Below are 23,094 nucleotides of genomic sequence, written 5' to 3'. Positions count from 1 at the left end.
AACAAGTGACACAAACCATCTTAATTTTTATGATATTATATTTTTTGTTAATTTTCGATATAAACCCATATTTAACATCTATATCAATATTGAGAAATTTATTACAAAATTAGCTATAAATGATTCAAAATCCGAATGTAAACTTTTACCCAGTAGTTTACTTTCATAATATTGATTTTTATACCTGTTTGGTAAAGAAGACACAATGAATTGCAAATAAAAACTATACCGAAATCTAGTTCGGTATAGTAAAGTGCATATAAAAAATCCCTCTTTGCTATCTCCCAAAAACAAAAAAATGTACATCTTAATCTTGGGATGTTAATCTTCTCGTCTTGGAGTATTTGCTTTCCCTAGCTAGCTGGTGATAGGTCTGTACTCCTAGTAGAAAAACGTCTTTTTACTTATAATGGGATATATAACTTAATCAATTAACAAGGAGAATGGAACATGATACAAAGTATTAACCACATTTGTTTTTCAGTTGCAAATCTAGAGAAAGCTATTGATTTTTATCAAACTATACTTCAAGCGAAATTATTAGTAAAAGGTAGAAAGTTAGCTTATTTTGATTTAAATGGTTTATGGATTGCTCTAAATGTGGAAGAAAGTATACCAAGAAACGAAATTCAGTGCTCTTACACACATATAGCTTTCACTGTAACAAATAATGAGTTTGATTCTTTAAAAGAAATATTAATTCAAAATCATGTTAATATCTTACCTGGACGAGAAAGAGATGACCGAGATAAACGGTCTATTTATTTTACAGATCCAGATGGTCACAAGTTTGAGTTTCATACTGGTACTTTACAAGATCGTTTACAATATTATAAAGAAGATAAAAAGCATATGACTTTTTACTGATTAAAAAATCTAGTAAAATACTAGCTTTTCGCACTTCTGATAATGAGACGTTATGTTAACCGAGCATGTATAGGATATTCATTGTTTCTTGTTCAATTAACTGGCAGTTTAGTTATACAAGCGATTGGATATTTATGGTAAGATGAAGGTGAATGAGAGAAGAATTTATGGAGGTTACTCTATGGACTACAATCTTTTTAGAACTTTACCAGAAATACCAAATCCTAAATACATTGTATTTAGTGATTTTGATGAAACGTACTTTCCTCACCAATTAACCACCGAACGAAAAAGTCAAATACAAGCATTAGAACAGACTATCGTAGAAAAAAGTAGGGTTTCTGGTTTACTTTTTGGCTTGGTAACGGGTAGTGACATTGAGGCTGTTCTTGAAAAAATGAAGAGGGGTGGATTTCAGTATCTTCCTCATTTTATTGCAAGTGATTTGGGAACAGAAATTCATTATTTCAACAAGTTAAAACAAGGTGAAATTGATGAAGAATGGCTTAGCAGGTTTGATAATGGCAATTACCATCCCGATAAAATAAAAGAGATAGTTGATTTGTTAGCTTCTAAAAATATTGCTTTAGATAGCCAATCACAGATGGGTGCATCAAAATACAAAAGCAATTACTACTATTTCTGCAAGAATGAAGAGGACGATCAATTAAACCTTAACCATATTAGACAAGTTGCTAGTGATTTTAAAATTAGTATAAACATCAATCAATGTAATCCTTTGGCTGGAGACCCAGAGAATGCATATGATATTGATTTTATCCCTTTAGGGACTGGAAAAGACGAGATTGTGAGATATATATTAGCAAAATTTAAGATAGACCGACAAAATGCAATCGCCTTCGGTGATAGTGGTAATGACTTAAAAATGTTACAGGCTGTAAAATTCGGTTATTTACTTGAGAATGCTACAAGTGAGGCAAAAAATGGACATGGACGTTTAACCATAGGTTCTTATTCAGAAGGGATACTTAACACCATTAAAGAGCTAGTTGTGTAGTAGGGGTCATCTTATCATTTCGGGAAAATTGTACGTTTAGACACATTTCAGACAAAAAATAGCCGATTCCCTGTACGTTAAGGAATCGGCTATTTTTTTATGTAATCTTTGCTAGTGAAAATAAATAATATAATTTACTTATAGTAATACATCTTTTTTCATTGTTTAGTAGACTCTTTCATAAATAAAGCTGTCCATAGCGCAGGCACACCAAATACTTCATTTGATTGTTCAATTTCTTTCATCTTACGTATTTCTATTTCAGAGAAGTCTTTAAAAATGGTTCTTAGCTTTTCATCTGTAAAGCCTAGTCCTCCTTTAAGACTTCGTAATCTGTATACTTCCCAATCTGTTATGTCTGCTCCACCTAATTCTCCACCTTGAACAAAGCAAGTGATTGCAAAATGCCCCTTTGGTTTTAAAGCTTTTTTTACCAAATTTATATAACTCATTCTTCTGTGTGGGGCAATGTGATGAAAACATCCTGAATCATACACAATATCATATGCCCCCTCTTCAATTTGTAAGTCAAAAATATTGTCGTAAATAAAATTTACATTTACATTTTGCTCTTTCGCTCGTTCTGTTGCCCATTGAATTGATTCTTGCGATAAATCTACTGCATCAACTAAACATCCTTTTTTAGCAAAGTAAATTGCATTCCTGCCTGGACCACATCCGAGTTCCAGGACTTTTCCTGGATTAAGTAATTTTCCCTCAAAATATTTCACTAAATTCTCATCTGGTTTATTAGCAAAAAAGGGGATTCCTTTTTCACGATTAGAATAAAAATCATCCCAAAACTGATTTGGTTCACGTAATAATGAATCTAACATCTCTAATAAATCTTCATAACTACTAATTGTTTCTCTCAAAATGATCCCTTCTTTACAATTAAATTTTATACTTTAATTGTACTAATAATTCTAAACATTGTTGTTTCACCGGTGTTAAAATCACTTTAAATTGCAATGAACTTGAATACCCTAAACATTGCTATTTATAGTCATTTAACACACATAAAGGTCCTAATTTTTTCTTTTATATCACGTTAAAGGCAATTGGTTTACTCTTTCTTAAAAACTCATCATACGTTTAAAAATACTGTTAGAATTAAAGGTTAATTTCTATTTTTCTAACTTATCATTACAAATATTACAATAATTTCACAGAAATGTTTAGCCTGTGTACAGAAAATTTTATGTTTATGAACAGAAAATAAAACTCAATAATATCAACGTTTTCTAGTTATAACCATGTTCATAAAGTGTGTAAACAAATCAATGTTCAATTAAACTTAGGTTTTTATCTTTTTGAACATGTATTCAGCTTGTAATGATAAGGGTTTGTAGGCCTTAGCCTACAATTTTCCCAGAGTGATATAGTGATCCCTTATATATCTTAAACCTTTTGTAAATCCTTTTATTTAAATGTATAATTGTAATTGAAAGTCATAAATTTAAGAATTGAGGTGACCATTATGAAAAGTTTTGGTGCGTTAGCATGCTCCGCTTTCTTAACAGCAATGCTGATATTGTATAATGTCCAATCTTTTTATAATAAATTTACAATAGGAAATACATATTACTGGATAAATGTTGTTCTGGTTGTGATATTTCTGATATCCTTTATCATCGATATAAAGAATATCATCAAGAAAAACTACAAAACTTCAGAATCAAACTAAGGAGCCTTTATTGGTTCCTTTTTCTATGCAAAATAAAAAAGCAGCGTATTTGGTTAATTTATGTCCAAATTATTTCTAAACGTACATTTTTCCCGAAATGATATAGTGACCCCTTATATAAGAAAAGGCTCTTTAAAAAATCATTTTAATTCAGCTAGTTTAATAAAAGTCGATTAGTTAGACTCGTGTAGCAATATCTTTATATCGTTTAATAAATTCATAAGAATATGATTGACCATTCTTATCTTGACCAGCATCCCAATTTATTGACCATGCCGCCAGACCACGAATAGCGTTTCCGCTTTGCTTTAACCTTTCCATAGCATTCAAGACAGCGGATGGATCAGTAACATATCCTGTAGCAGCAGCGTCACCGTTAGCAGGAAGACCCATTATTAACTTATCATGAGGAAGTTTAATAAACCCTTTTGTACCACTTGCTATAGCATCCATCACATAATATAGAAAATCTTCTTTTCGTTCATCATCATTTTGTGCGAGCCAAGCACTAACTTCATCAACCCATAGGCCCTCGCCACCCTGATTATAAAATTGGGGACAAACCAAATCATAATAACCTTCTAGTCCTACAAGGTAAGGAAGGTATTTATCATTATCACGCAAGTAAGGAAACTCAGGAGCTAAAGCAATTAAAAAGTGTTTACCTTCATTTTTGTAGAAATCTTTTACATTTTTCAAAGCTGCTGGAATAACGGTACAATTATTACCTGCCTCATAAGTACTTTGATTTAAACCTATACAAATACCACTAAATCCGTAGAGTTTTTCTAATCTAATAATCTCATCAGCTAAGTACTTTTCCATTCCTTTACGTAATTCAATACGGGCATCTGCACCTCCAAGATTAAGAAGTACCTGACGTCCCTCTAAAGCTAACTGGTCTACTTGCTCACGAAATTCTTTATCTGATTTATCATAAGGTCTAAAGGTAGGTATTTCTATACCTCTACCTGAACATCTCATATCGGACACTACAATCACATTATATTCCTTCGGTACATCTGTTAAATCTAACGCTGCAGCTGAACCTTGTTCATATCCACCAAAGAATCCCTTAGACCAAGTATGCAAGTAACCCATTATCAAAGGTTTATATTCCATTTGTAAGCACTCCCTTTTGTAATTTACAATTGTTTTTCATTATAAAGCCATATAGGATTGAAATTACTGTAAGTACAAATAGTATAGTTAAAAATTTCATCCTATTATAGTCCACAGTTGTTGCTGTAATAATAGCAGGTTTTATGGCAAAGAAATATGCCATTAGATACATAAAGACATTCAAAGTACAATATACAGAAAAATTTATAATTTTTTTGTTCAAATTGATTCTCCTCATAAATAATCTTGTTTACAACATCTCTTTCAGGATCATTTGGTATGATAACCTTTATACCATTAGATTCTAAATGTGATTTGTTACCACCCTAATCTAGAATCGAAAACACTGTGTAGGTTCTATGTCTCTATCAGGCCTCACCATACACATCCATCAACTTAAGAAAACAGATCAAGCCCAAAACAAAAAAAACCTTCACATAATATGTGAGAGAAAAGGATAGATAAAGGCATTTTAGCCTTATCTATCCTTTTCTGTACTACAAATGATTACGTTTACTACTCAAAAACTTCTATTACTATTTTTATACATCATAACAATTTTAATTAGGTTGTGGTGTACTTTAAAGGCGGTAAACTATCATATCTTAATAGTTCAGAATGTCTTCTAATAAAAGGAATAATCCACATTAATCCAATTGTTATTAGCACAATAGACATTAAAAGAATGATAGTTAATTCAGGTTGTGCTGAAGGTGTGCTTGTAGTTGTAGACTTTAAAGCAGAAAAGATATCTCTTGAAGCTACAATTATATTATTAACCATGTGAGCTATTATAGAAGGGAATAAACTTTTAGTTTTCAAGTACATTAAACAAGAAATAATCCCAAATATTGTGGTTCCAAATACATTGTTTAGATGTAAAACACCGAAGCAGATGGAAGAGAATATAACTGCCTTTTTTATTCCGAATTTATACGTAAAACGACTAAGAATAAAGCCTCTGAACAAAATTTCTTCACAGATAGGAGCGATGAAAGAAAGAGTTATAGCTTTCATTAAAACAAACCACATGCTTTGTGTTTTAACTATTTCGTTGGTATCCTCTAGCGAAGTGCTCTTTGGTATTAATGAAAATACCATTACGATTAGCAATAACATACCTAACCCGAAAAGCATAGTCATAATTGCTGATGCAAAGATTTTTCTAAAAGAAAAGGAAGATGGTTTTGACAAGTAAGTTTTAAACGAGATATTATATTTTTTAAATTTAAAACCAATCCAAAACATAGGGATAGCATAAATTGAAATAATAAGAGCAATATTTAGCTTTACATCTTTAGGAATTTCTTTGAATAATAACGGCAAAATAAACATCATTATTACAAAAGAGATAATAGCCCACATAAAAATGAACCTTGTTTTCATATGATCAAAAATTTTATCCATTAATAGCCTCCTGTAGTTTTATGTATAGTATTCTGTATTTTATTATATCATTTTAAAGGTATATTTTGGTATTTCGTTTGATGTAGGATGTCAGCTATTTGGGGCACATCGATATGAAGTGAACCCAAATAGTTAGATACGTTATTTCATTAGGGGGATCATTACGAAACATTCACTGAAATAAAATAAGGAGTGGTACATGTATGAAAATAGTAAAATTAGATGGACGGATGTTTACAAATCAAAAAGTATTCCATGAAATATTAAAAGAAAGGTTAGATTTCCCTGATTTTTATGGGAAAAATGCTAGTGCATTGTGGGATTGTTTAACGGGATTTATAGGTCCTGTAAAAATTGAATGGGAATTCTTTGAAGATAGTAAAAAAAACTTGGGTACATATGCAGAATTAATGTTAAATATATTCCAAGATGCACAAAAAGAAATGCCAGGTGAGTTTTTCATTGTTGTAAAATAATTAAAAAGGCCTTAGGTAAACATAAAACCGTAGAAATAATTTATTTTTACGGTTTTCATTGTATTTATTTGAATATTTTTACAGAGTCGCCCTTCATACCCAGAATCGTTTCCGTACCCCTATAACTATGAACGCAAACATTTATAAACGCCTGTTAAGTGATTCCAGCCTTAATAAACTTCTTAGCGTACAATTTTCTCGAAATGATATGGAATGTAGTTTCAGTGAAAGTTGATATAGATAAAAAAGAAGATAACGAAAACATTAAGGAATTAACTACCGTAGCTAATGAGTGTGTCGATGCGTTAGAACGATTAGAAAAGGAACTAGGAAGATTCTTTGTTTCTCCCATCCTCTTTAGTGCCGTCACTTCGGCGATGGCTTTTTGTTCATCTGAATAAAAGGATAATTATGTTTTCTGTTGAATGAATAGATTGGGAAGGTGGAGAAATTATGCAATATGGAGAGATGTTGAAAGAATTAGCGGTTGGGGAAATATATACCGAAAAACAAATTTCTAATTTATTATGCAATAATAGAATAGATTTAACTATTTTATGCGACTCTGTAACAAAGTTCGGTGAATCTGAAACTGAAAGATTTAAAGTGATGGGTAAATACGAAATATATGTTCATAATAATCAAGGTTACTCTTATCATGCACCATCAAAAAAGACATTAGTTTATATTATAGAAAAGATTTAAAAGCATCCAAAACGGGTGCTTTTTCTTTGTTATATAAAATTTATATAATAAACATGAAATTTAACAAAATGGAAAATTGAATCCCGTACCTCAATACATTGATTTATGGCCAAAATTTTTTAAACAATTGATTTCTTCATTATATAAGTAAAAAAGAGATAAGAACACTTTTTTAAGTGCATTATCTCTTTTCGAATATGCATTTCATATCCCATGTAAATTTACCACATATTTCAATGGGACTTACAAATTGCTCTTCAATAATAATTATATCTTGTTTTTTGTGAAAAATATATAATTCCAAACCCTTTCAAAAATACATGGTCAGAATGTCAGTGCTTTACATGTTTTTAAGAATTATATTTAGTGATAACATGAAATTCATTTTCTTATAGTTAATTAATCCTAAATATAAATATAGGTCTTTCTGTAAGAATGCTACATTCTTCTCTATTCACCTATACTTATATTTTCACTAATTAATTATGATGTAGATATTAATTTAAAGTTATTTATGCGAAATAACTAAATGGATTTTTTAGGAAGAGAAAATGATAAATCATTCTGTTTTCTTAATTCACATAATTTTCAAAAATAAAATCTATAGATGTTAATATTTGTTATATAATAACATCAAGCCATATGTAAGATGGTTTCCCCGTTACGAGTAATGAGATAGTTTGATTCACCTTTTATACATTGTCTGAAAAGAACTTGTAGTGATTCCTACAAGTTCTTTTTGTTCTTCGGATTGACGGATAGTAAATGTTATTAGGGCTACCGCTAACATTTCGGAAAAAAACTACGCTAAGAGCATGCAAGATTTCATACAGTTTTTCGACTAATTCAGTAACAAACGAGAACCCTAAAACCGCGCCAAGATAGGAATATATAAAAAATTGAATAGATCCATAGAACAAAAAAAGGCGGATTCCCTATGAGAGTAAGGGTCCGCTTTTTTCCTTTCTACCGATAATGGGACGTTATGTCAACCGAGCATGTATAGGATATAAAAAAAGAACTTTGATTCCTTAATGCGAATCATTGAAATTAGTCAATATTTTCAAACATATATTTATAAGGTATATTTAAAGTATTAAATAAAAGGAGTTGTGCATATGTTTGTGACGATTGCAGTAGATGTTTTGTTTAATCAGCAAAAAATCTAAGGGGGCGTACCTCTGACTACACCCCTTAATAAAAGGGAGAATAACATGGAACAATTTTTTAATCACTTTTTAACAGGTCAAACGGTTATATTAAAACAAATGGAACAAAACCACCTTGAGTACTTTGCTCAAATGGAAAATGAAAAAAGTACGTTATTACTTGCAAACGATGATATTCCATTTCCAACGACATTGGAAGACAATACAACTTTTTTCAATGGTATTAGTAGCAAAAAAGAAGAGTTTTTTTGGGGTATTTTTGATAAGGGATCAAATGAACTGATTGGATCATGTGGTATTTTCGCAATCAATTGGAAAAACAGCACTTGTTTTGTCGGCATTTCTATCGGAACACAATGGCAAAATAAAGGCTTTGGTACAGACGCTATGAACACTTTAATATCGTTTATTTTTAATTACATTCACATTAATAAAATTAAATTGCAAGTGTTTAGTTTCAATACTAATGCAATTCGTTCATATGAAAAATGTCACTTTGTAAAAGAAGGTACTTTACGAAATGAAATTTTTAGATTTGGCAAATTCCATGACATACATGTGTTTGGCTTACTAAGAGAAGATTGGAACGTCCTACAAATTAATTAATGCTTTTTTTAGATTGTTACTCTAAATAACTTCCAATAACGGTAATTATGTAAAATACGAGACCCCTTCAGCCAAGTAAACTGAAGGGTTTTTTTCTAGATACATTGAATACCGATAAGTGGGGTTATGTAAATTAGATTTGTATATGGGATATATTTTTGAAAACAAAATAAGAGTTAAGTAGTCTTATAATTAAATCATAACTTAGTTGATTGTAATTATCATATTGTGTTGGTTTGGAAAACTTTTTTAGTTTAAATTATAAGGAGTAAGGTGAAGATGGTTATAGAGAAAGGAAGGTAGAGTAAAAATGCTATTTAATATTCTAATTGCATTTGTATTACCTTGGACTGTTGGAATTTTTCACCTTTACAAAAAAGAAAGAAAAATTATACCTCTAATTGGCTCATTTTGTTGTGTCGTTGCTTTTGTCGTAAATGAATTCGGCCTTTATTGTGGTTTTTGGAGAATTGCTCCTTTCCTTGATCAAAAAACTATGTCTGGCTTACCTTTTAATATAGGAATTTATCCGATTTTGGCAAGTTACTTGATATTCTTTATAAAGAAGACCAAAAGACCTTACTTGATGGTCTTTTTTATATCGCTATTTACTACTCTTCTTGAAATGACATTAGTTTTAAGTGGGAAAATCGTATATGGTAACGGATGGAATATTATTTGGACATTTTTCTCCTATATCATCCCTTATATGTGGGTTTACTGGTATTACCTCTATTTAAGAAAATTACAAGTCATTAGCTAAATTTTGAAGGCAACATGATAGAACTAGAATATTTTTGATTGCCGATAACGATAATTATGTAAATGAGCTGTCTATATGGGCAGCTTATTGTATTTTTGCTTAGCGTGGTTTTTTTCCAAAATACTAGTTGTATGCCTAGTATATCAATTTTTGAAATTAGCTTAACTTAAACTATGTAATACTTAACGGATCTATGTAAATGTTTCTCAATATTATTCTATTAATATATACGATATAATATAAGTAATTCTTTTTATTATTTATATTTTTGTTATTTCCTGTTGCAGAATCCTTATTATAAGGATTCCTTTTTTTGTATCAAAAATCTACAAAGAAAAAAGATAAGATCGGGAACACAATCTTATCTTTAGCACAAGGAGTAAACAAAAGTGATAACCATCACATTTTTATTATAATTTAATTTTTGTTAATTTTGAATATTAATACCATAATTAACAAGTATATTTATATTGAGAAATTTATTACAAAATTAGCTATAAATGATTCAAAACCCGAAAGTAAACTTTTACCCATTAGTTTACTTTCACACACCTAAAAACACATACTTTATTCTAATTCTCCTGGTATCCTCAAAACAGAAAGAAAAGTATACATTCAAAACACTGCAAATTAAGAGTTTATAATTTATTTTAACAAATGATAAAAAAATATTATGTAATTAAAATATCGTGTTTTTTATCTTCACGATACTATAAATATGGCATTTATTTAACATTCATAATTCTAATGAAGGGAGATATAACTTTTTGGATAAAAATATACAAAGTGATGCAAAAACGGTAATTGGAATTTCTATAGGAATATTTTTGGGAACAACTTTCGGGTTGCTTATTAATAACTTTGCTCTGGGTATAATAATTGGCATTGCTATTGGATTTGGAATTTCTAAAATAAAACAAAAAAATAGCTTTATTTATACTATAGAACAGCAGTAGAATAACCCCTTACCTTTGAAATGGTAAGGGGTTATTCTTATAAATTTAAGTTGCCATAATCCCACTTATCAGAAGTACATTTTTCTAATGTACGAAATCCTTAAAACCTCGAAGCCTTAAATAAAAATTTATATAAAATGTAGAAGAAGCAAGCCGCCAAGGCACCTTGCCATATACTTATATTATAAGTAAGATAAGGATGCTTTTTAAAAAATATATGTAAGAGTACCACTGAACCGAACGGGATAGAAACAGCTAACCCGAACGTAATTCGTCTTTTCCAATTCATTTCTACATTAAACGAGAAGCCTTTTAATATATAAAAAATAATGTATATGCCGACTGTAAGAATTGTGACACATAACAAAATATCCAAAACATCAAATGACAAACCTTGAAACTGATGTTTTTTTGGGGAAATCGAAATGATTATAGCAGAAATAGTATCTATTCCAAATTGTATAGCAAGCAGTAAGCTAATCATAAAACCAATATTCGAGAATTTTTCGAACATTGTTTGCTGAGGTAAAGCATTAATTAATTCATCACAATAAGATTGTAAGTTATCCCCAAAAACGTCGTAAGCAGTTTTCCCTTCTTTTTGAGCTTCAAGAAGATGCTCTAAAATCTCCAACAATAACTCTTCTGTTTGCTGTTCAGGTACATTTGAACAACGTATATATACAAGAATATTACTATAAGACAATTCATTTTCCTCTGTTAATAGTTTTCTTTTTTCATTGTTAAGTTTAATCATGTCTTCAGGTTTCATTTTTCTTTTCTCCCCTTAGTAATTGATTTACTGTTGTTGATACCATATCCCAGCTCTCCTTAAATGCCTCTAACTGTTCAAAACCCTTCTTTGTTAAATGATAATACTTACGTTTTGGCCCTAAATTAGATGCTTTTAGAGTCCCTTCAATCAATTTTTCTTTCTGCATACGTAATAGAAGTGGATAAATGCTTCCCTCACTCACAAATGTAAAGCCATATTGATTTAACTTTGTACTCAGTTCATAACCGTATACTTCGTCTTGTGAGATGATATATAAAATACAGCCTTCTAATACTCCTTTTAGCATTTGGCTGTGCATCAATTCACCCTCTTTCAGTAAGTTGTTATACAAGTTAGCTCTTGTTTAGATTTTAACACCCGGTAACTTGTTTTGCAAGTTACTTGGCATAGGTCAAATTTGCTATTTATAGCTTTAAATGTGTCATGAATCTCATTTTAAAATCAAATCATATTTTGGCAGTCTCAAAAGGTACACCTTTTGGAACTATGAAAATCACATAAAGTATTAGTTCCAAAAACTCAAAAATTCATTTTTGAAATGCATCTTAAAAACTGACACCTTTTGAAACAGATTTGCTCGGTTCAAAAAAACAACTTGTTTATAAAGGTATACCTTTACAAACGGCGGGTCCACACTTATGGAACATTGAAATATCAAGTTTATAAAGGTGATTAGAGTTGCTTTATAAACGTTTATTTTTAATGAACACCTTTATAAACAAAAGTGGTATAATTATGGTAACAAATGTAAGGAGTATCTCAAACGTGGCAAATATTTATGGATATATACGTGTAAGCACAAAAGATCAAAATGAACAACGTCAATTACATAAGATGATGGAAAGAGGAGTGGAAGCTCGGCGCATTTTTGTAGATAAAGCAAGTGGACGACATTTTGATCGTCCTCAGTATCAATTATTACGAAAAATATTGAATGCAGGTGATATTGTTTACATAGATGCCTTAGATCGTATGGGGCGTAATTATGATGAAGTAATTGCGGAGTGGAAATACATAACAAGAGAATTACAAGCGGATATTGTTGTTTTAGAAAATGAAACACTGTTTGATAGTCGTAAATTTCGAGAGATGGGTGATATGGGTCGATTAATGGAAGATCAGTTTTTATCTTTACTTTCCTATGTTGCAGATCAAGAGCGTAAAAAAATCCATCAGCGACAAGCAGAAGGGATTGCAGTTGCTAAATCTCAAGGTAAGCATTTAGGGCGTCCTCCATTTACCCTTTCAGCATTAAGTCAAAAGCAACTAATTATAATTGAAGAAACTTATGAACAGTGGAAAAAAAGAGAGATAACGAGCGTTATATTTATGGAACTATTAGGACTTAAGAAAAATACTTTTTATAAAATACTAAAAGAATATGAAGAGAACAAATTACAACCTAAATAAAGCATATGGGCCGAATATTCCTTAGAGTAGGAAATTCGGCTCATTTTATGTCGAAATTTACTTAGCGTATATTTTCGTTAATTATCTTAACTAGTCGTTACGTATGACTTTACAGCATTCGATGCAAATTTATCGGTTTTTTGTATGCAAATTTATGGATTAAGTCATACAATTACGCACTATTTTTAATGAATCGATATTTACTTGTTTCTTCAACTAAGTTCGTCCGAATCTTTTTCTACAAAATCACTAAAGTCATCTCCCCAATCACAGATGGCTGTTACAACATTCTCTAGTTGATGACCAATTTCACTAAGTTCATACTCAACCTTAGGAGGCACTACGGGGTATACACATCGAGTAATTATTTTATCGTCTTCTAATTCTCTTAATTGTCTAATCAACATACGTTGATTAACTTCAGGCAGCTTTTTTTGTATTTCACTTAATCTTAATGGCGAACGTTGTAACAAACACCATATAATTGCTATTTTCCAACGCCCTCCTATCACAGATAAAGCTAAATCTTTTCCAGTGAAAAATTCCTTGTCCTTATAATGAATAACCATAATTTTTGACCTTCCTCTCGCGAAAAAAATGTTTATAGTGACAAATTTGTCAGTATTGTAATTAAAATTATAAAGTGTAATCTTAGTGGTGTAAACAATAAAAAAAGAAAGTAGGGATTCAGTTGAAAAGTAGAGCTGCTGTTGCATTTAAGCCAGGGGAGCCACTTCAAATCGTAGAAATCGATGTAGAAGAGCCAAAAGCAAAAGAGGTATTAGTAAAAATACTATATACTTCTGTCTGTCATACAGATGCTTTTACATTATCAGGTGACGACCCAGAAGGAGTATTTCCTGCTGTATTAGGCCATGAAGGTGCTGGTGTTGTCGTTTCAGTAGGTGATGAAGTTACTTCAGTAAAACCTGGGGATCATGTTATTCCACTATATACACCTGAATGTGGAGAATGTAAATTCTGTCGTTCTGGTAAAACAAACCTATGTAGTGCTGTACGAGAAACACAAGGTAAAGGTTTAATGCCTGATGGAACAACTCGCTTCTCTTATAATGGAGAGCCCCTTTATCATTACATGGGAACTAGTACATTCAGTGAATATACAGTTGTTAATGAGATTAACTTAGCTAAAATCGATGAAAACGCTCCGTTAGATAAAGTTGCTTTATTAGGATGTGGTGTGACTACAGGTATTGGTGCTGTACACAACACTGCAAAAGTTGAAGAAGGAGCTGTAACAGCTGTATTTGGTTTAGGAGCGATTGGATTAGCAGCTATTCAAGGATTGGTTCAAGCAAAAGCAAGCCGAATTATTGCAGTTGACCTGAATCCCCAAAAATGGGAACTCGCTAAAAAAATGGGAGCGACTGATTTTGTGAATCCTGCAGATTATGATCGCCCAATTCAAGAAGTTATAGTCGAAATGACAGATGGTGGCGTGGATTATAGCTTCGAATGTATTGGTAATGTTGAAGTAATGAAATCCGCTCTTGAAGCATGTCATAAAGGTTGGGGCGAAAGTATTATTATCGGAGTAGCTGGTGCTGGTAAAGAGATTCATACTCGTCCATTCCAATTAGTAACGGGCCGAGTATGGCGTGGATCAGCCTTTGGTGGAGTTAAAGGAAGATCTGAACTTCCAGAAATGGTCGAAGATTATATGCATGGTGATATTGATTTAGATTCATTTATTACTCATCATTTAGAATTTAAAGACATCAATGCGGCATTTGACTTATTACACAAAGGTGAATCCATTCGTACGATTTTAACTTACGGAGAGTGAGATAATGAGTCTTAAATGTATTGAACAACATCGTTCTTTCGAAGGAGAGCAACGTAAGTATAGCCATTATTCAGAAGTCTTGCAATGTGATATGAAATTTAGTATCTACTTACCATCAAATAAAGAAAAGAAAAAAATTCCACTTATATGGTGGTTATCTGGTTTAACTTGTACAGATGATAATTTTAGTCAAAAAAGTGGATTTCAACGTTTGGCTGAAAAACATCAAGTTGCAGTGATTATGCCAGATACTTCACCACGTGGAGAATACGTTTCTGATGTTGCAGCATGGGATCTTGGACAAGGGGCAGGTTTTTATTTAAATGCTACCCAGGATCCTTGGGCACAGCATTATAAAATGTATTCGTATATAGTAGATGAATTAACATCCATTGCTTCGACTATAATACCTAATTTTTCAGGTGAAGAAAGCATAATGGGGCATTCAATGGGAGGACACGGGGCTTTAGTGATCGGTTTGAAAAATGCTAAGAGATTCAAAGCGGTTTCTGCTTTTTCTCCAGTCTTAACCCCTAGTCAAGTCCCCTGGGGAATAAATGCTTTCACCTCTTATTTAGGTGAAGACAAAGATTCTTGGAAAGAATGGGATGCTTCAGAATTAATTAAAGAAGCTAAAATTCCACCTATTCTTATTATGCAAGGTAGTCAAGACGAGTTTTATCCGAAACAATTGGAAGAGCATATTTTCTTAGAGAACGCTCAAAAAAATATTCAAATGGTAACTTATAAAAAAATGGAGGGCTATGATCATAGCTACTTCTTTATTTCCACTTTCTTAAATGAACATTTCTCTTTCCATATGAAGTATTTAAAATGATTCTTATTTACAATAATATTCAATTCTAATGGCATATGAAGTATTTAAATTTACAGCAAAATATAGTAACAAAAGTATCCGCATGTAGAGATGCGGGTACTTTTGATTGTTATATTTTGTCATATTATATCGTTTGTAAAAACAAATATATTGGGAGGAAGAGTTCATGTGGATTAAAAAAATGTTAAACAATGACCGTATTAAACCATCCTTATTAAAATCTCGTTATGAGATTGAAAAGGAAAATCGACAAGTTGACTTATTTGAAAGTTCAACTGAAACTTCTAAATCCGTTTCGATAAGAGATACAAGATCATATATTCAGCCTAATACTAAAACATTAGAAGATATGATTAAGTACTTAGCAGCTATTCGCGAAATCCCTTCTCCTTCCGTGGATAAGAATAAAATGCTTTGGCCATTAATGTCCAAATGCTAAATTCAAAAAAATAATGATTATAATTTTAGCTATTTCTATATCAAATATTTGAGTTGATAGGAGGTACAGTTTATATGGAAATGAAAAAAATGTTAAACAATGACCGTATTAAACCATATTTATTAAAAGCACGTTTTGGAGTTGAAAAAGAAAGTCAACGAGTTGACATATCAGGGAGTTTAGCTAAAACGGAACATCCCAAAAGTATTTCAGTAAGAGATGAACATCCTTATATTCAGCGAGATTTCTCTGAAACACAAATGGAATTAATCACACCAGTTACCGAGACACTAGGAGATTTATTTAATTATTTAGCAGCTATTCATGATGTTGCCTATCGTTCTATGGGAGATAACGAAATGCTTTGGCCATTAAGCATGCCACCACAGTTACCCGAAAAAGAAGAAGATATTGTTATTGCGAAACTTAATAATCATGAAAATGTTTTATATCGTCGATATTTATCTAATTCTTATGGTCGACGAAAACAAATGATTAGTGGTATTCATTACAATTTTGAATTTAGTGATGATTTGATTCAGGCATTATTTGAATTACAATCAGAAATAAAAGATTATCATCAATTTAAAACAGAAATTTATCTGAAAGTCACAAGGAATTATTTACACTATCGATGGTTAATAACTTATTTCTTTGGTGCTTCTCCTAGTAGTGAAAAGAATTTCTTTGAAATAAATCCTTTAAATGGCGCCGTAAGAAGCATTAGAAATAGTAAACATGGTTATAGTAATGAAAATGATGTTCAAGTATCCTATAGTAGTTTACAGAACTATATATCTGATCTTTCTTCGCTGGTGAGTAAAGGGGTGTTATTAGAAGAAAAAGAATTTTATGCCTCTGTCCGTTTAAGGGGTGGTCCTCAAGTTTCAGATTTAAAAAATCATGGTATTCGTTATATTGAATTAAGAAACCTAGATTTAAATCCTTTTGAAACATATGGAATTAGCCTTGAACAAGCAGAATTTCTACATCTTTTCCTCATCTATTTACTCTGGATTGACCAAGACGATAATAATGATGAATGGGTAAAAATCGGTGACTTTCAAAATAATGTAGTGTCTCTTGAACATCCGTTAGAACATACGCAATTTAAAACAGATGCTGAGCGTATTATTGATGAGATGGAACATTTAACAGGGCTGTTAGACATAACGATTTCGAATACCTTGTTTGTTAACTTGAGAGAAATGCTAAAAGATCCAAGTAAGACTTTAGCTGGAAGACTTTATAAAGAGATTATAAAAAGTAGTCAAAGTCAGGTAGCCTCCCGTATTGCTAAAGAAAATTATAAAAAAGCATGGGATAAACCATATCAACTATCAGGATTTACTGACATGGAGTTGTCTACACAAATTTTAATGTTTGATGCTATTCAACAGGGAATACAAGTAGACGTTTTAGATCGACAAGATCAATTTTTAAAACTACAGCTAGGAAACCATATTGAATATGTGAAGAATGGGAATATGACAAGTAAAGATAGTTATGTATCACCATTAATTATGGAAAATAAAACAGTAACAAAGAAAATTCTTCAACAGCATGGATTTCGTGTACCAATAGGTGAGGAATTTAATGATATAGAAAAAGCTTTACGTTCCTATGATATATTTGCAGGAAAGCCTTTTGTCGTTAAACCAAAAACAACAAATTATGGTTTAGGAATATCTATCTTTAAAAAAGACGGAGCAAGTTACGAAGACTATCACAAAGCACTCACAATAGCATTTAAAGAGGACTCATCAGTATTAATAGAAGAATTTATTAATGGAACAGAATATCGATTTTTTGTGCTAGATGGCAAAGTTTCTGCCGTTTTATTACGAATTCCTGCCAATGTTATAGGAGACGGTTCACATACGATTGAAGAGTTAGTCGCTCAAAAGAACCTGAATTCATTAAGAGGAATGGACCATAGAACACCTTTAGAAAATATACAATTAGGTGAATTAGAGGTCCTAATGCTTAAAGCTCAAGGGTATCGAAAAGATTCTATTCCAACAAGTGATGAAATTGTTTTTCTGCGAGAAAATTCTAATGTCAGTACAGGTGGAGACTCAATTGATATGACAGATCAAATTCCCGATGATTATAAGAAAATTGCCGTAGATGCTGTGTCGGCGCTTGGAGCAAATATTAGTGGTATTGATTTGATTATTGAAAATACAGAAGTTCCTGCAGCTAATAAAAATGCTTATGGAATTATTGAGGCAAACTTTAATCCATCGATGTATATGCATATATATCCGTATAAAGGTAAATCCAGACGTTTGACCATCTGTATATTACATTATTTATTCCCTGAACTACCAAAAAAATAATTTAGAAGTTTTTGAGATGTTAGAGGGATTAGTATAAAAATTGTAAATGATGTAACAAGTGGAGACATTACTTTTTAATTAATTGGGATCTCTCAGAGGTCTCAATTTAAATTATTATTTTAGAAACAGGCATATGAGAAATGGGTTATTGGAATGCAAGTTTGAATAAGATAAAATAGGGGGAATATCAGTGAAAAATTTAGAAAGGTATTTTGACTTATTTGGTCAATCAAGAACTAGTCAAAAAGGGATACAGACGAGATATACATGTTATCTATACTTAGGAGTAAAAACCTTAATTTAATAAGAGTTTTACATTGAATACATGTAAACAATTTGTTTGACAACGATCCTTGCAACATCGAAGTCTACAACCGTTCGTTGCCCTCCAGGTAACGGACGCGCCTTAAGGAGCTCTTAAGAGACACGGTTTATCCAAGCAACGTTATTCGATACCTTCTCATTGCACTACTTTGAATACGTTAAATACATAATTTACTTAGTTAAGATATCAAGTAGTTAACGTAGCTTATCACTCAATTCTTCTTCTTAGAATACTTTAAATATTCCTGATTTTCATAGTAGATAATACACGTATCTTGGCTGTACTCCAACGTAATAGTTGATATAAAATTTACGTTAAGCAAATTTCCACGAAATTTTCACTATTTGATTCTTTAAAAAAAGTAGTAAACTAAGTAATCGGTTCCTTAACGTACAGGAATCAGTTTAAATGTGTCTAAATTGTGTCTAAACGTACAATTTTCTTTTTTTGGTATGGTGACCCCATGCCCATCAACTTAAGAACCCAAACAAAATAAACTTTCATTCATATGAACGGAAAAACTCTTAAAATACTTTGTGTCCTTAAAAATGAGCATATCAAATAAACCTCAATCAACCCAATTTTAAAAATCATGCGAGTTTCCTTTGTTTTTCCAATCCACTATACTCATAAATAACACCCAGGATATCAAAGACTGTTTTCTTCTCATATCGGTGAGACTTTCGTCCATTTTTCAGTAAAAGGTTGAATAGACGGCACAAGATTTTGGTTATTTCTTGAGTGTTTTGTTGTATTGCTTGATACAAGATGTATAGATGATCTTGTATCATTCCAATGGCTTTATATTCGCTTAATTCCTTTTGTTTCTTTTGTAAAATTAATTGTCTCATCTTAAACATTGTAGAAGAACATAGAAAAATAGCGATGAGTTTTCCATAAATGTGGCATTCTAATCGCTCTCGTTTGATATTTTGCCAATTATGAATTTGAAATAAGGATTTCCAAGTTTTAAAGATAATTTCAATCTGCCAACGAAGGGAATAAAAATCATGTATTTGTTCCATCGGAACCCATTCCAAAGGTGTATTGGTGACATAAATATTCATACCAGCTAATCGTTTGCTTTTCTCTGAGTACGTAATACCCTTTTTACTTTCCTTATACACTTGTTTTTTCTTACGTTCTCGAAGTTGCTTTTCAGTTAACCGATATATAATAACGCGTGTAAATAGTTTTTTATCCTTTCCAATATAAGGATCTGTTATTTCATAGACCTGTCCCGGTTTTAAGGTATTCATAATGTTTTCTAAATCAATCTTGATGTACTGAGATTGTTTTTTTACTGTCCCATTTCCAAAGTATTCAGGAAACTCATTTTTGATATACACCATATTATTTAATTTCAGCCGCGATATATAATATCCCCCACGTTGATCCATCTGATCTAAATCGTCCAGTGAATAATAACCTAAATCTCGAATACATAGGTCGCCAGGCCGTAATGTCGCTAAACATTCTGTTCCAAAGGTTTTATCATTATTCTTCCCTGGTTCAACTTGAAAATTTAAAAACTGTCCACTATGTAAATCATATTCTAATTGAATCTTTATACCTGCTGTTTGTGCACAACCACCCGAACCAGGATACACACTAGCTAAGTGTTTTGGTACTTGAAAAATTGTTGCATCTAAAATGCGAATCCGTTGAAAATGGGTAAGTGAAGAACTGGGAATCACTGAGGTTTCACAAACTTTATTTTTTAATAATGCAGAGAAAACATGTTTTAAAAAGCAAACAGCTTTTTTATTGAAGCGTTTATTTAGTCCTTCTGGACTAATAAGGGTTCCTGTAGCTGCATGTAGTTGACTACACAGTCTAACTAAAGAATCACTCGCTATCCGTTGACTCACCCAAACACAGATAGTGGCTAAGTCATGCCCTGAAAACTTACGCTTTCTTTGAACAAAATCTAATTCTCTAGCAAGCTCTTCTAAGAATGAAGGAGTAAAATATTGATATAATTCCTCAGCAAATAATTGGAGTTCATCTTGAATCGAAAGATTCATAAAAAATGCCATCCTTTCTGTATATTTCTACAAAAAGAATAGCGATTTTTTTGCTATATGGATACAAATTTATTTTAATTTGATGGTGATGGATGGTGACCACTATTAAAAAGATACTAACATACTTTATAAAATATAAGCATTTAAGAATCAAATTTTTAATTTGAATTACGCCCTTTTCCCTTAGGGGTCTTTACTATATTAATGAAGAAGGTTAGTCCTAAGGTAAAGAATAAAAATGGATGTAACCATGTTCTAAAATTAACCAAAGTTACAATAAGCATTATTATACAAGCTATAAAGCCTATAATATCAATGCTAAAAGATAGTTTCCCTTTTGTTGTTTTCATTAATAACTATTCCCTTCCAGATGCCACTTTTAATTTATAATTCTCTATATAATAATAGCATGCATTTTGATTTTTAACCATTTTTTACATTTAATTACTTTATTTGGTTCTGGTGCAAGAAATACTGTCATTGTGTACACTGGGGTAGCTACCACATCGCCATCAAGCGGAAATTTTATAGTACCCCCAGAACGAAATTTTGTGCTAACTTGTAACAAAAAAACTTATTTTTTCGTTTTGGGGTAATTCTACATTCTTAAGTTGATGGGCATGTATGGTGACCCCTAATATATGTTTTAGTCTTACCGCATTAATGTTTAGTGCTTCAGTTATTACAAATTAAAATAATGAAAGACTTTTGTAATACTTATGTAAGTCATTTGAAAGAAATATAAATTAATATGAATTTATTGATATGAATTTTATTTTTAACACTAGAAACTTAAAAATGTAACAGGAGAATGAAAATGACTACAAAAAGAAAAAACATGAAAAAAACAAAAAAGATAGTACAAGCTTTAACACTAGCTACCACTGTTGTTGGTGGATCATTAGCATTTAGTTCTACATCTGCACATGCTGATTCTCTAAAAGCAATTGAAGAAATTGGAAGCGGCGCAAAAGTTATGACAAGTTTGGACACAACTTACCATAATGATGCAAACATAAAGAATTCAATTAAAGTTTCATTTATTGACGACCCAACTGTTGATAAAAAATATGCTGTTATTTCCACAGAAGGAAGTAACATTGGTTCAAATTTAAAATATTACAATAATAGTTATTATGATGCTGATATGGATTGGACGTCGGCTTTTAAAACGGGATTAGAAATCACAAGTAATGATAGTGCGGCATTCTATAAAGTTTTACCAAAAAATTCGATAGAAACAAAGAATGTATCTTCTACAGTTGCATATAATGTAGGTGGTGGTGTGGAAGCTAAACAAGAAGGGGCTGGAGCAAGTGCATCGGCTGGTGCATCTTGGTCAACTACTGTATCATATGACCAAGCAGATTATAAAACATTTCTAGAAAATAGTACGAATAAAAAAGTAGATTGGAAAGTTGCCTTTGACAAATTTTATAATGGAAATGGATTTTACGATAGGGATTCATTCAGTAGTATCTTTAATGGTAACCAATTGTTCATGGTTACGACGTCTGGAGTTCGTTCTGCGATAGATAATTTAGTACCTCAAGATAAACTGCCAAGTTTAACAGCATATGGTTTTCAACCAGGAACAATTGCAATTATAACTGCAGATAAAAATGAGGATTCAACTGATTTATCTGTGAAACATAGTAGAGAGAAAGATAAATACGGTTTACTAAAACCAACAGGATGGAAAGGATTTAATACAAAAAATATTGCACTCAATGAGCATGAAAACACATCTGTAGATCAATATCAAATTGATTGGAAAAATAATAAAATCGTTCACAAGTAAAAGTAAACGATTCAATTACTGATTGTGTTGCAGTACTCATAAATACTCAATAATGAATGCATATAAAAATCGGTTCTTATGAAAGTAATCTATCAAACTAGGTTCATATTTTATCATTTTTCCTCTTCTTCTTTGTATAAATCTTGATATTCTGTCAATACTCTTGATGACATGATACTTTTCCAATCCCCCTTGGAAAGCCGAGCAGTTAGCTTTTGCTAGCTGCTTTTTTTGTTCCTCAACATCAAACAAAATGGTTCTGGTGCAAAAACTCTTGTTAGGGGTCACCATACATGCCTATCTCCCGAAAAGGTTGCTTTTTTCTTAGATTGTTTAGAAAGAATACCGTTTTTTGTATTTAGGGGTGGTGAAAATTCTTAAGTTGATGGGCATGGGGTACTGCCAGTATTTTAGAAAAAACTCACGCTAAGAAAAAAATACAATGAGCCGTCCATGTGATGTGCACCCCAATTGTTAGACACAATTAACAATTGGAGGTGCATTTTTTATGGGAAAGTTTTCTCCTAAAGAAA

General features: G+C 31.5%; 22 protein-coding genes. 15 read left to right on the top strand and 7 right to left on the bottom strand.

The window, feature by feature from the left end; genetic code table 11:
• Window positions 1-450 precede the first annotated feature (450 nt).
• Together fosB and JDS80_RS27670 are read left to right on the top strand one after the other, a co-directional pair.
• Entirely contained in the window at window positions 451-867 is a 417-nt protein-coding gene (gene fosB, locus JDS80_RS27675) for a FosB family fosfomycin resistance bacillithiol transferase (RefSeq protein ID WP_078204197.1), read from the top strand.
• Between the two features lie 181 nt (window positions 868-1,048).
• A complete protein-coding gene (locus tag JDS80_RS27670; protein ID WP_199640507.1) occupies window positions 1,049-1,885 on the top strand; it encodes an HAD-IIB family hydrolase in 837 nt (278 codons plus the stop codon).
• A gap of 158 nt (window positions 1,886-2,043) precedes the next feature.
• Here the strand turns inward: JDS80_RS27670 and JDS80_RS27665 are convergent, their stop codons facing one another.
• Entirely contained in the window at window positions 2,044-2,760 is a 717-nt protein-coding gene (locus JDS80_RS27665) for a class I SAM-dependent methyltransferase (RefSeq protein ID WP_199640506.1), read from the bottom strand.
• A 605-nt stretch (window positions 2,761-3,365) separates the two neighbouring features.
• Here JDS80_RS27665 and JDS80_RS27660 point away from each other — a divergent pair.
• Window positions 3,366-3,572 carry a hypothetical protein gene (locus JDS80_RS27660; RefSeq protein WP_088099316.1) on the top strand — a complete coding sequence of 69 codons (207 nt, stop codon included), beginning with the start codon at window positions 3,366-3,368 and terminating at the stop codon, window positions 3,570-3,572.
• Between the two features lie 177 nt (window positions 3,573-3,749).
• Here JDS80_RS27660 and JDS80_RS27655 read toward each other — a convergent pair whose 3' ends face one another.
• Both JDS80_RS27655 and JDS80_RS27650 read right to left on the bottom strand, forming a co-directional pair.
• Window positions 3,750-4,694: a glycoside hydrolase family 18 protein gene (locus JDS80_RS27655; RefSeq protein WP_242477442.1), complete on the bottom strand. Its 945-nt coding sequence runs from the start codon at window positions 4,692-4,694 to the stop codon at window positions 3,750-3,752.
• Between the two features lie 564 nt (window positions 4,695-5,258).
• Window positions 5,259-6,101, bottom strand: a complete 843-nt coding sequence (locus JDS80_RS27650) for a type II CAAX endopeptidase family protein (protein WP_199640505.1) — start codon at window positions 6,099-6,101, stop codon at window positions 5,259-5,261.
• Between the two features lie 203 nt (window positions 6,102-6,304).
• Between JDS80_RS27650 and JDS80_RS27645 the strand changes: the two genes are divergently transcribed.
• From JDS80_RS27645 to JDS80_RS27620, 6 genes are all read left to right on the top strand, one after another.
• Window positions 6,305-6,577 carry a barstar family protein gene (locus tag JDS80_RS27645; protein ID WP_199640504.1) on the top strand — a complete coding sequence of 91 codons (273 nt, stop codon included), beginning with the start codon at window positions 6,305-6,307 and terminating at the stop codon, window positions 6,575-6,577.
• A 224-nt stretch (window positions 6,578-6,801) separates the two neighbouring features.
• Window positions 6,802-6,978, top strand: coding sequence for a hypothetical protein (locus JDS80_RS27640; protein WP_199640503.1), 177 nt, complete (start codon window positions 6,802-6,804; stop codon window positions 6,976-6,978).
• Between the two features lie 52 nt (window positions 6,979-7,030).
• Window positions 7,031-7,282, top strand: a complete 252-nt coding sequence (locus JDS80_RS27635; RefSeq protein WP_199640502.1) for a hypothetical protein — start codon at window positions 7,031-7,033, stop codon at window positions 7,280-7,282.
• A gap of 1,214 nt (window positions 7,283-8,496) precedes the next feature.
• The gene (locus tag JDS80_RS27630; RefSeq protein WP_199640501.1) at window positions 8,497-9,057 is read left to right on the top strand and encodes a GNAT family N-acetyltransferase; all 561 of its coding nucleotides are present in this window, start codon (window positions 8,497-8,499) and stop codon (window positions 9,055-9,057) included.
• A gap of 310 nt (window positions 9,058-9,367) precedes the next feature.
• On the top strand, window positions 9,368-9,820 hold the full coding sequence (locus tag JDS80_RS27625) for a CBO0543 family protein (protein ID WP_199640500.1): 453 nt from the start codon (window positions 9,368-9,370) through the stop codon (window positions 9,818-9,820).
• A gap of 767 nt (window positions 9,821-10,587) precedes the next feature.
• Complete coding sequence (locus tag JDS80_RS27620) at window positions 10,588-10,776, top strand: glycine zipper domain-containing protein (protein WP_199640499.1); 189 nt, start codon at window positions 10,588-10,590, stop codon at window positions 10,774-10,776.
• A 100-nt stretch (window positions 10,777-10,876) separates the two neighbouring features.
• On the opposite strand, the gene JDS80_RS27615 is transcribed toward JDS80_RS27620, so the two are convergent.
• Both JDS80_RS27615 and JDS80_RS27610 read right to left on the bottom strand, forming a co-directional pair.
• Window positions 10,877-11,548: a DUF1129 family protein gene (locus tag JDS80_RS27615; protein ID WP_199640498.1), complete on the bottom strand. Its 672-nt coding sequence runs from the start codon at window positions 11,546-11,548 to the stop codon at window positions 10,877-10,879.
• Window positions 11,538-11,870: a PadR family transcriptional regulator gene (locus JDS80_RS27610; protein WP_088038745.1), complete on the bottom strand. Its 333-nt coding sequence runs from the start codon at window positions 11,868-11,870 to the stop codon at window positions 11,538-11,540. Before JDS80_RS27610 ends, JDS80_RS27615 begins: the two co-directional genes overlap by 11 nt.
• Window positions 11,871-12,307: 437 nt before the next feature.
• On the opposite strand from JDS80_RS27610, the gene JDS80_RS27605 reads away from it, so the two are divergent.
• Window positions 12,308-12,982, top strand: a complete 675-nt coding sequence (locus tag JDS80_RS27605; RefSeq protein WP_199640497.1) for a recombinase family protein — start codon at window positions 12,308-12,310, stop codon at window positions 12,980-12,982.
• 212 nt (window positions 12,983-13,194) lie between these two features.
• Here JDS80_RS27605 and JDS80_RS27600 read toward each other — a convergent pair whose 3' ends face one another.
• On the bottom strand, window positions 13,195-13,551 hold the full coding sequence (locus tag JDS80_RS27600; RefSeq protein WP_000234699.1) for a winged helix-turn-helix transcriptional regulator: 357 nt from the start codon (window positions 13,549-13,551) through the stop codon (window positions 13,195-13,197).
• A gap of 122 nt (window positions 13,552-13,673) precedes the next feature.
• On the opposite strand from JDS80_RS27600, the gene JDS80_RS27595 reads away from it, so the two are divergent.
• The 4 genes from JDS80_RS27595 to gshAB all read left to right on the top strand — a co-directional run bounded on the left by JDS80_RS27595 (window position 13,674) and on the right by gshAB (window position 18,408).
• Window positions 13,674-14,789, top strand: a complete 1,116-nt coding sequence (locus JDS80_RS27595) for an S-(hydroxymethyl)glutathione dehydrogenase/class III alcohol dehydrogenase (protein WP_000842153.1) — start codon at window positions 13,674-13,676, stop codon at window positions 14,787-14,789.
• Window positions 14,790-14,793: 4 nt separating this feature from the next.
• The gene (fghA, locus tag JDS80_RS27590) at window positions 14,794-15,627 is read left to right on the top strand and encodes an S-formylglutathione hydrolase (RefSeq protein WP_199640496.1); all 834 of its coding nucleotides are present in this window, start codon (window positions 14,794-14,796) and stop codon (window positions 15,625-15,627) included.
• 166 nt (window positions 15,628-15,793) lie between these two features.
• A complete protein-coding gene (locus tag JDS80_RS27585; RefSeq protein WP_199640495.1) occupies window positions 15,794-16,066 on the top strand; it encodes a UDP-N-acetylmuramoylalanyl-D-glutamate--2,6-diaminopimelate ligase in 273 nt (90 codons plus the stop codon).
• Window positions 16,067-16,140: 74 nt separating this feature from the next.
• Window positions 16,141-18,408 carry a bifunctional glutamate--cysteine ligase GshA/glutathione synthetase GshB gene (gene gshAB / locus JDS80_RS27580; RefSeq protein ID WP_199640494.1) on the top strand — a complete coding sequence of 756 codons (2,268 nt, stop codon included), beginning with the start codon at window positions 16,141-16,143 and terminating at the stop codon, window positions 18,406-18,408.
• 915 nt (window positions 18,409-19,323) lie between these two features.
• Here the strand turns inward: gshAB and JDS80_RS27575 are convergent.
• A complete protein-coding gene (locus JDS80_RS27575) occupies window positions 19,324-20,760 on the bottom strand; it encodes an IS4 family transposase (RefSeq protein WP_199640493.1) in 1,437 nt (478 codons plus the stop codon).
• Between the two features lie 817 nt (window positions 20,761-21,577).
• Between JDS80_RS27575 and JDS80_RS27570 the strand changes: the two genes are divergently transcribed.
• A complete protein-coding gene (locus JDS80_RS27570) occupies window positions 21,578-22,561 on the top strand; it encodes a beta-channel forming cytolysin (RefSeq protein WP_199640492.1) in 984 nt (327 codons plus the stop codon).
• Window positions 22,562-23,094 lie beyond the last annotated feature (533 nt).

Source organism: Bacillus cereus group sp. N8, from assembly GCF_016483685.1.
Classification (GTDB): domain Bacteria; phylum Bacillota; class Bacilli; order Bacillales; family Bacillaceae_G; genus Bacillus_A; species Bacillus_A proteolyticus.
The sequence above is the reverse complement of the archived record's forward strand: the minus strand, read 5'-3'. Positions and strand labels throughout refer to the sequence as shown.

What these genes read in the sequence shown, in the direction of transcription:
- JDS80_RS27575 (WP_199640493.1), bottom strand. Translation starts at nt 20,760, where the DNA reads ATGAATCTTTCGATTCAAGATGAACTCCAATTATTTGCTGAGGAATTA.
- JDS80_RS27635 (WP_199640502.1), top strand. Translation starts at nt 7,031, where the DNA reads ATGCAATATGGAGAGATGTTGAAAGAATTAGCGGTTGGGGAAATATAT.
- JDS80_RS27660 (WP_088099316.1), top strand. Translation starts at nt 3,366, where the DNA reads ATGAAAAGTTTTGGTGCGTTAGCATGCTCCGCTTTCTTAACAGCAATG.
- fosB (WP_078204197.1), top strand. Translation starts at nt 451, where the DNA reads ATGATACAAAGTATTAACCACATTTGTTTTTCAGTTGCAAATCTAGAG.
- JDS80_RS27610 (WP_088038745.1), bottom strand. Translation starts at nt 11,870, where the DNA reads ATGCACAGCCAAATGCTAAAAGGAGTATTAGAAGGCTGTATTTTATAT.
- JDS80_RS27645 (WP_199640504.1), top strand. Translation starts at nt 6,305, where the DNA reads ATGAAAATAGTAAAATTAGATGGACGGATGTTTACAAATCAAAAAGTA.
- JDS80_RS27630 (WP_199640501.1), top strand. Translation starts at nt 8,497, where the DNA reads ATGGAACAATTTTTTAATCACTTTTTAACAGGTCAAACGGTTATATTA.
- JDS80_RS27625 (WP_199640500.1), top strand. Translation starts at nt 9,368, where the DNA reads ATGCTATTTAATATTCTAATTGCATTTGTATTACCTTGGACTGTTGGA.
- fghA (WP_199640496.1), top strand. Translation starts at nt 14,794, where the DNA reads ATGAGTCTTAAATGTATTGAACAACATCGTTCTTTCGAAGGAGAGCAA.
- JDS80_RS27570 (WP_199640492.1), top strand. Translation starts at nt 21,578, where the DNA reads ATGACTACAAAAAGAAAAAACATGAAAAAAACAAAAAAGATAGTACAA.
- JDS80_RS27600 (WP_000234699.1), bottom strand. Translation starts at nt 13,551, where the DNA reads ATGGTTATTCATTATAAGGACAAGGAATTTTTCACTGGAAAAGATTTA.
- JDS80_RS27605 (WP_199640497.1), top strand. Translation starts at nt 12,308, where the DNA reads ATGGTAACAAATGTAAGGAGTATCTCAAACGTGGCAAATATTTATGGA.
- JDS80_RS27615 (WP_199640498.1), bottom strand. Translation starts at nt 11,548, where the DNA reads ATGAAACCTGAAGACATGATTAAACTTAACAATGAAAAAAGAAAACTA.
- JDS80_RS27655 (WP_242477442.1), bottom strand. Translation starts at nt 4,694, where the DNA reads ATGGAATATAAACCTTTGATAATGGGTTACTTGCATACTTGGTCTAAG.
- JDS80_RS27650 (WP_199640505.1), bottom strand. Translation starts at nt 6,101, where the DNA reads ATGGATAAAATTTTTGATCATATGAAAACAAGGTTCATTTTTATGTGG.
- JDS80_RS27670 (WP_199640507.1), top strand. Translation starts at nt 1,049, where the DNA reads ATGGACTACAATCTTTTTAGAACTTTACCAGAAATACCAAATCCTAAA.
- gshAB (WP_199640494.1), top strand. Translation starts at nt 16,141, where the DNA reads ATGGAAATGAAAAAAATGTTAAACAATGACCGTATTAAACCATATTTA.
- JDS80_RS27585 (WP_199640495.1), top strand. Translation starts at nt 15,794, where the DNA reads ATGTGGATTAAAAAAATGTTAAACAATGACCGTATTAAACCATCCTTA.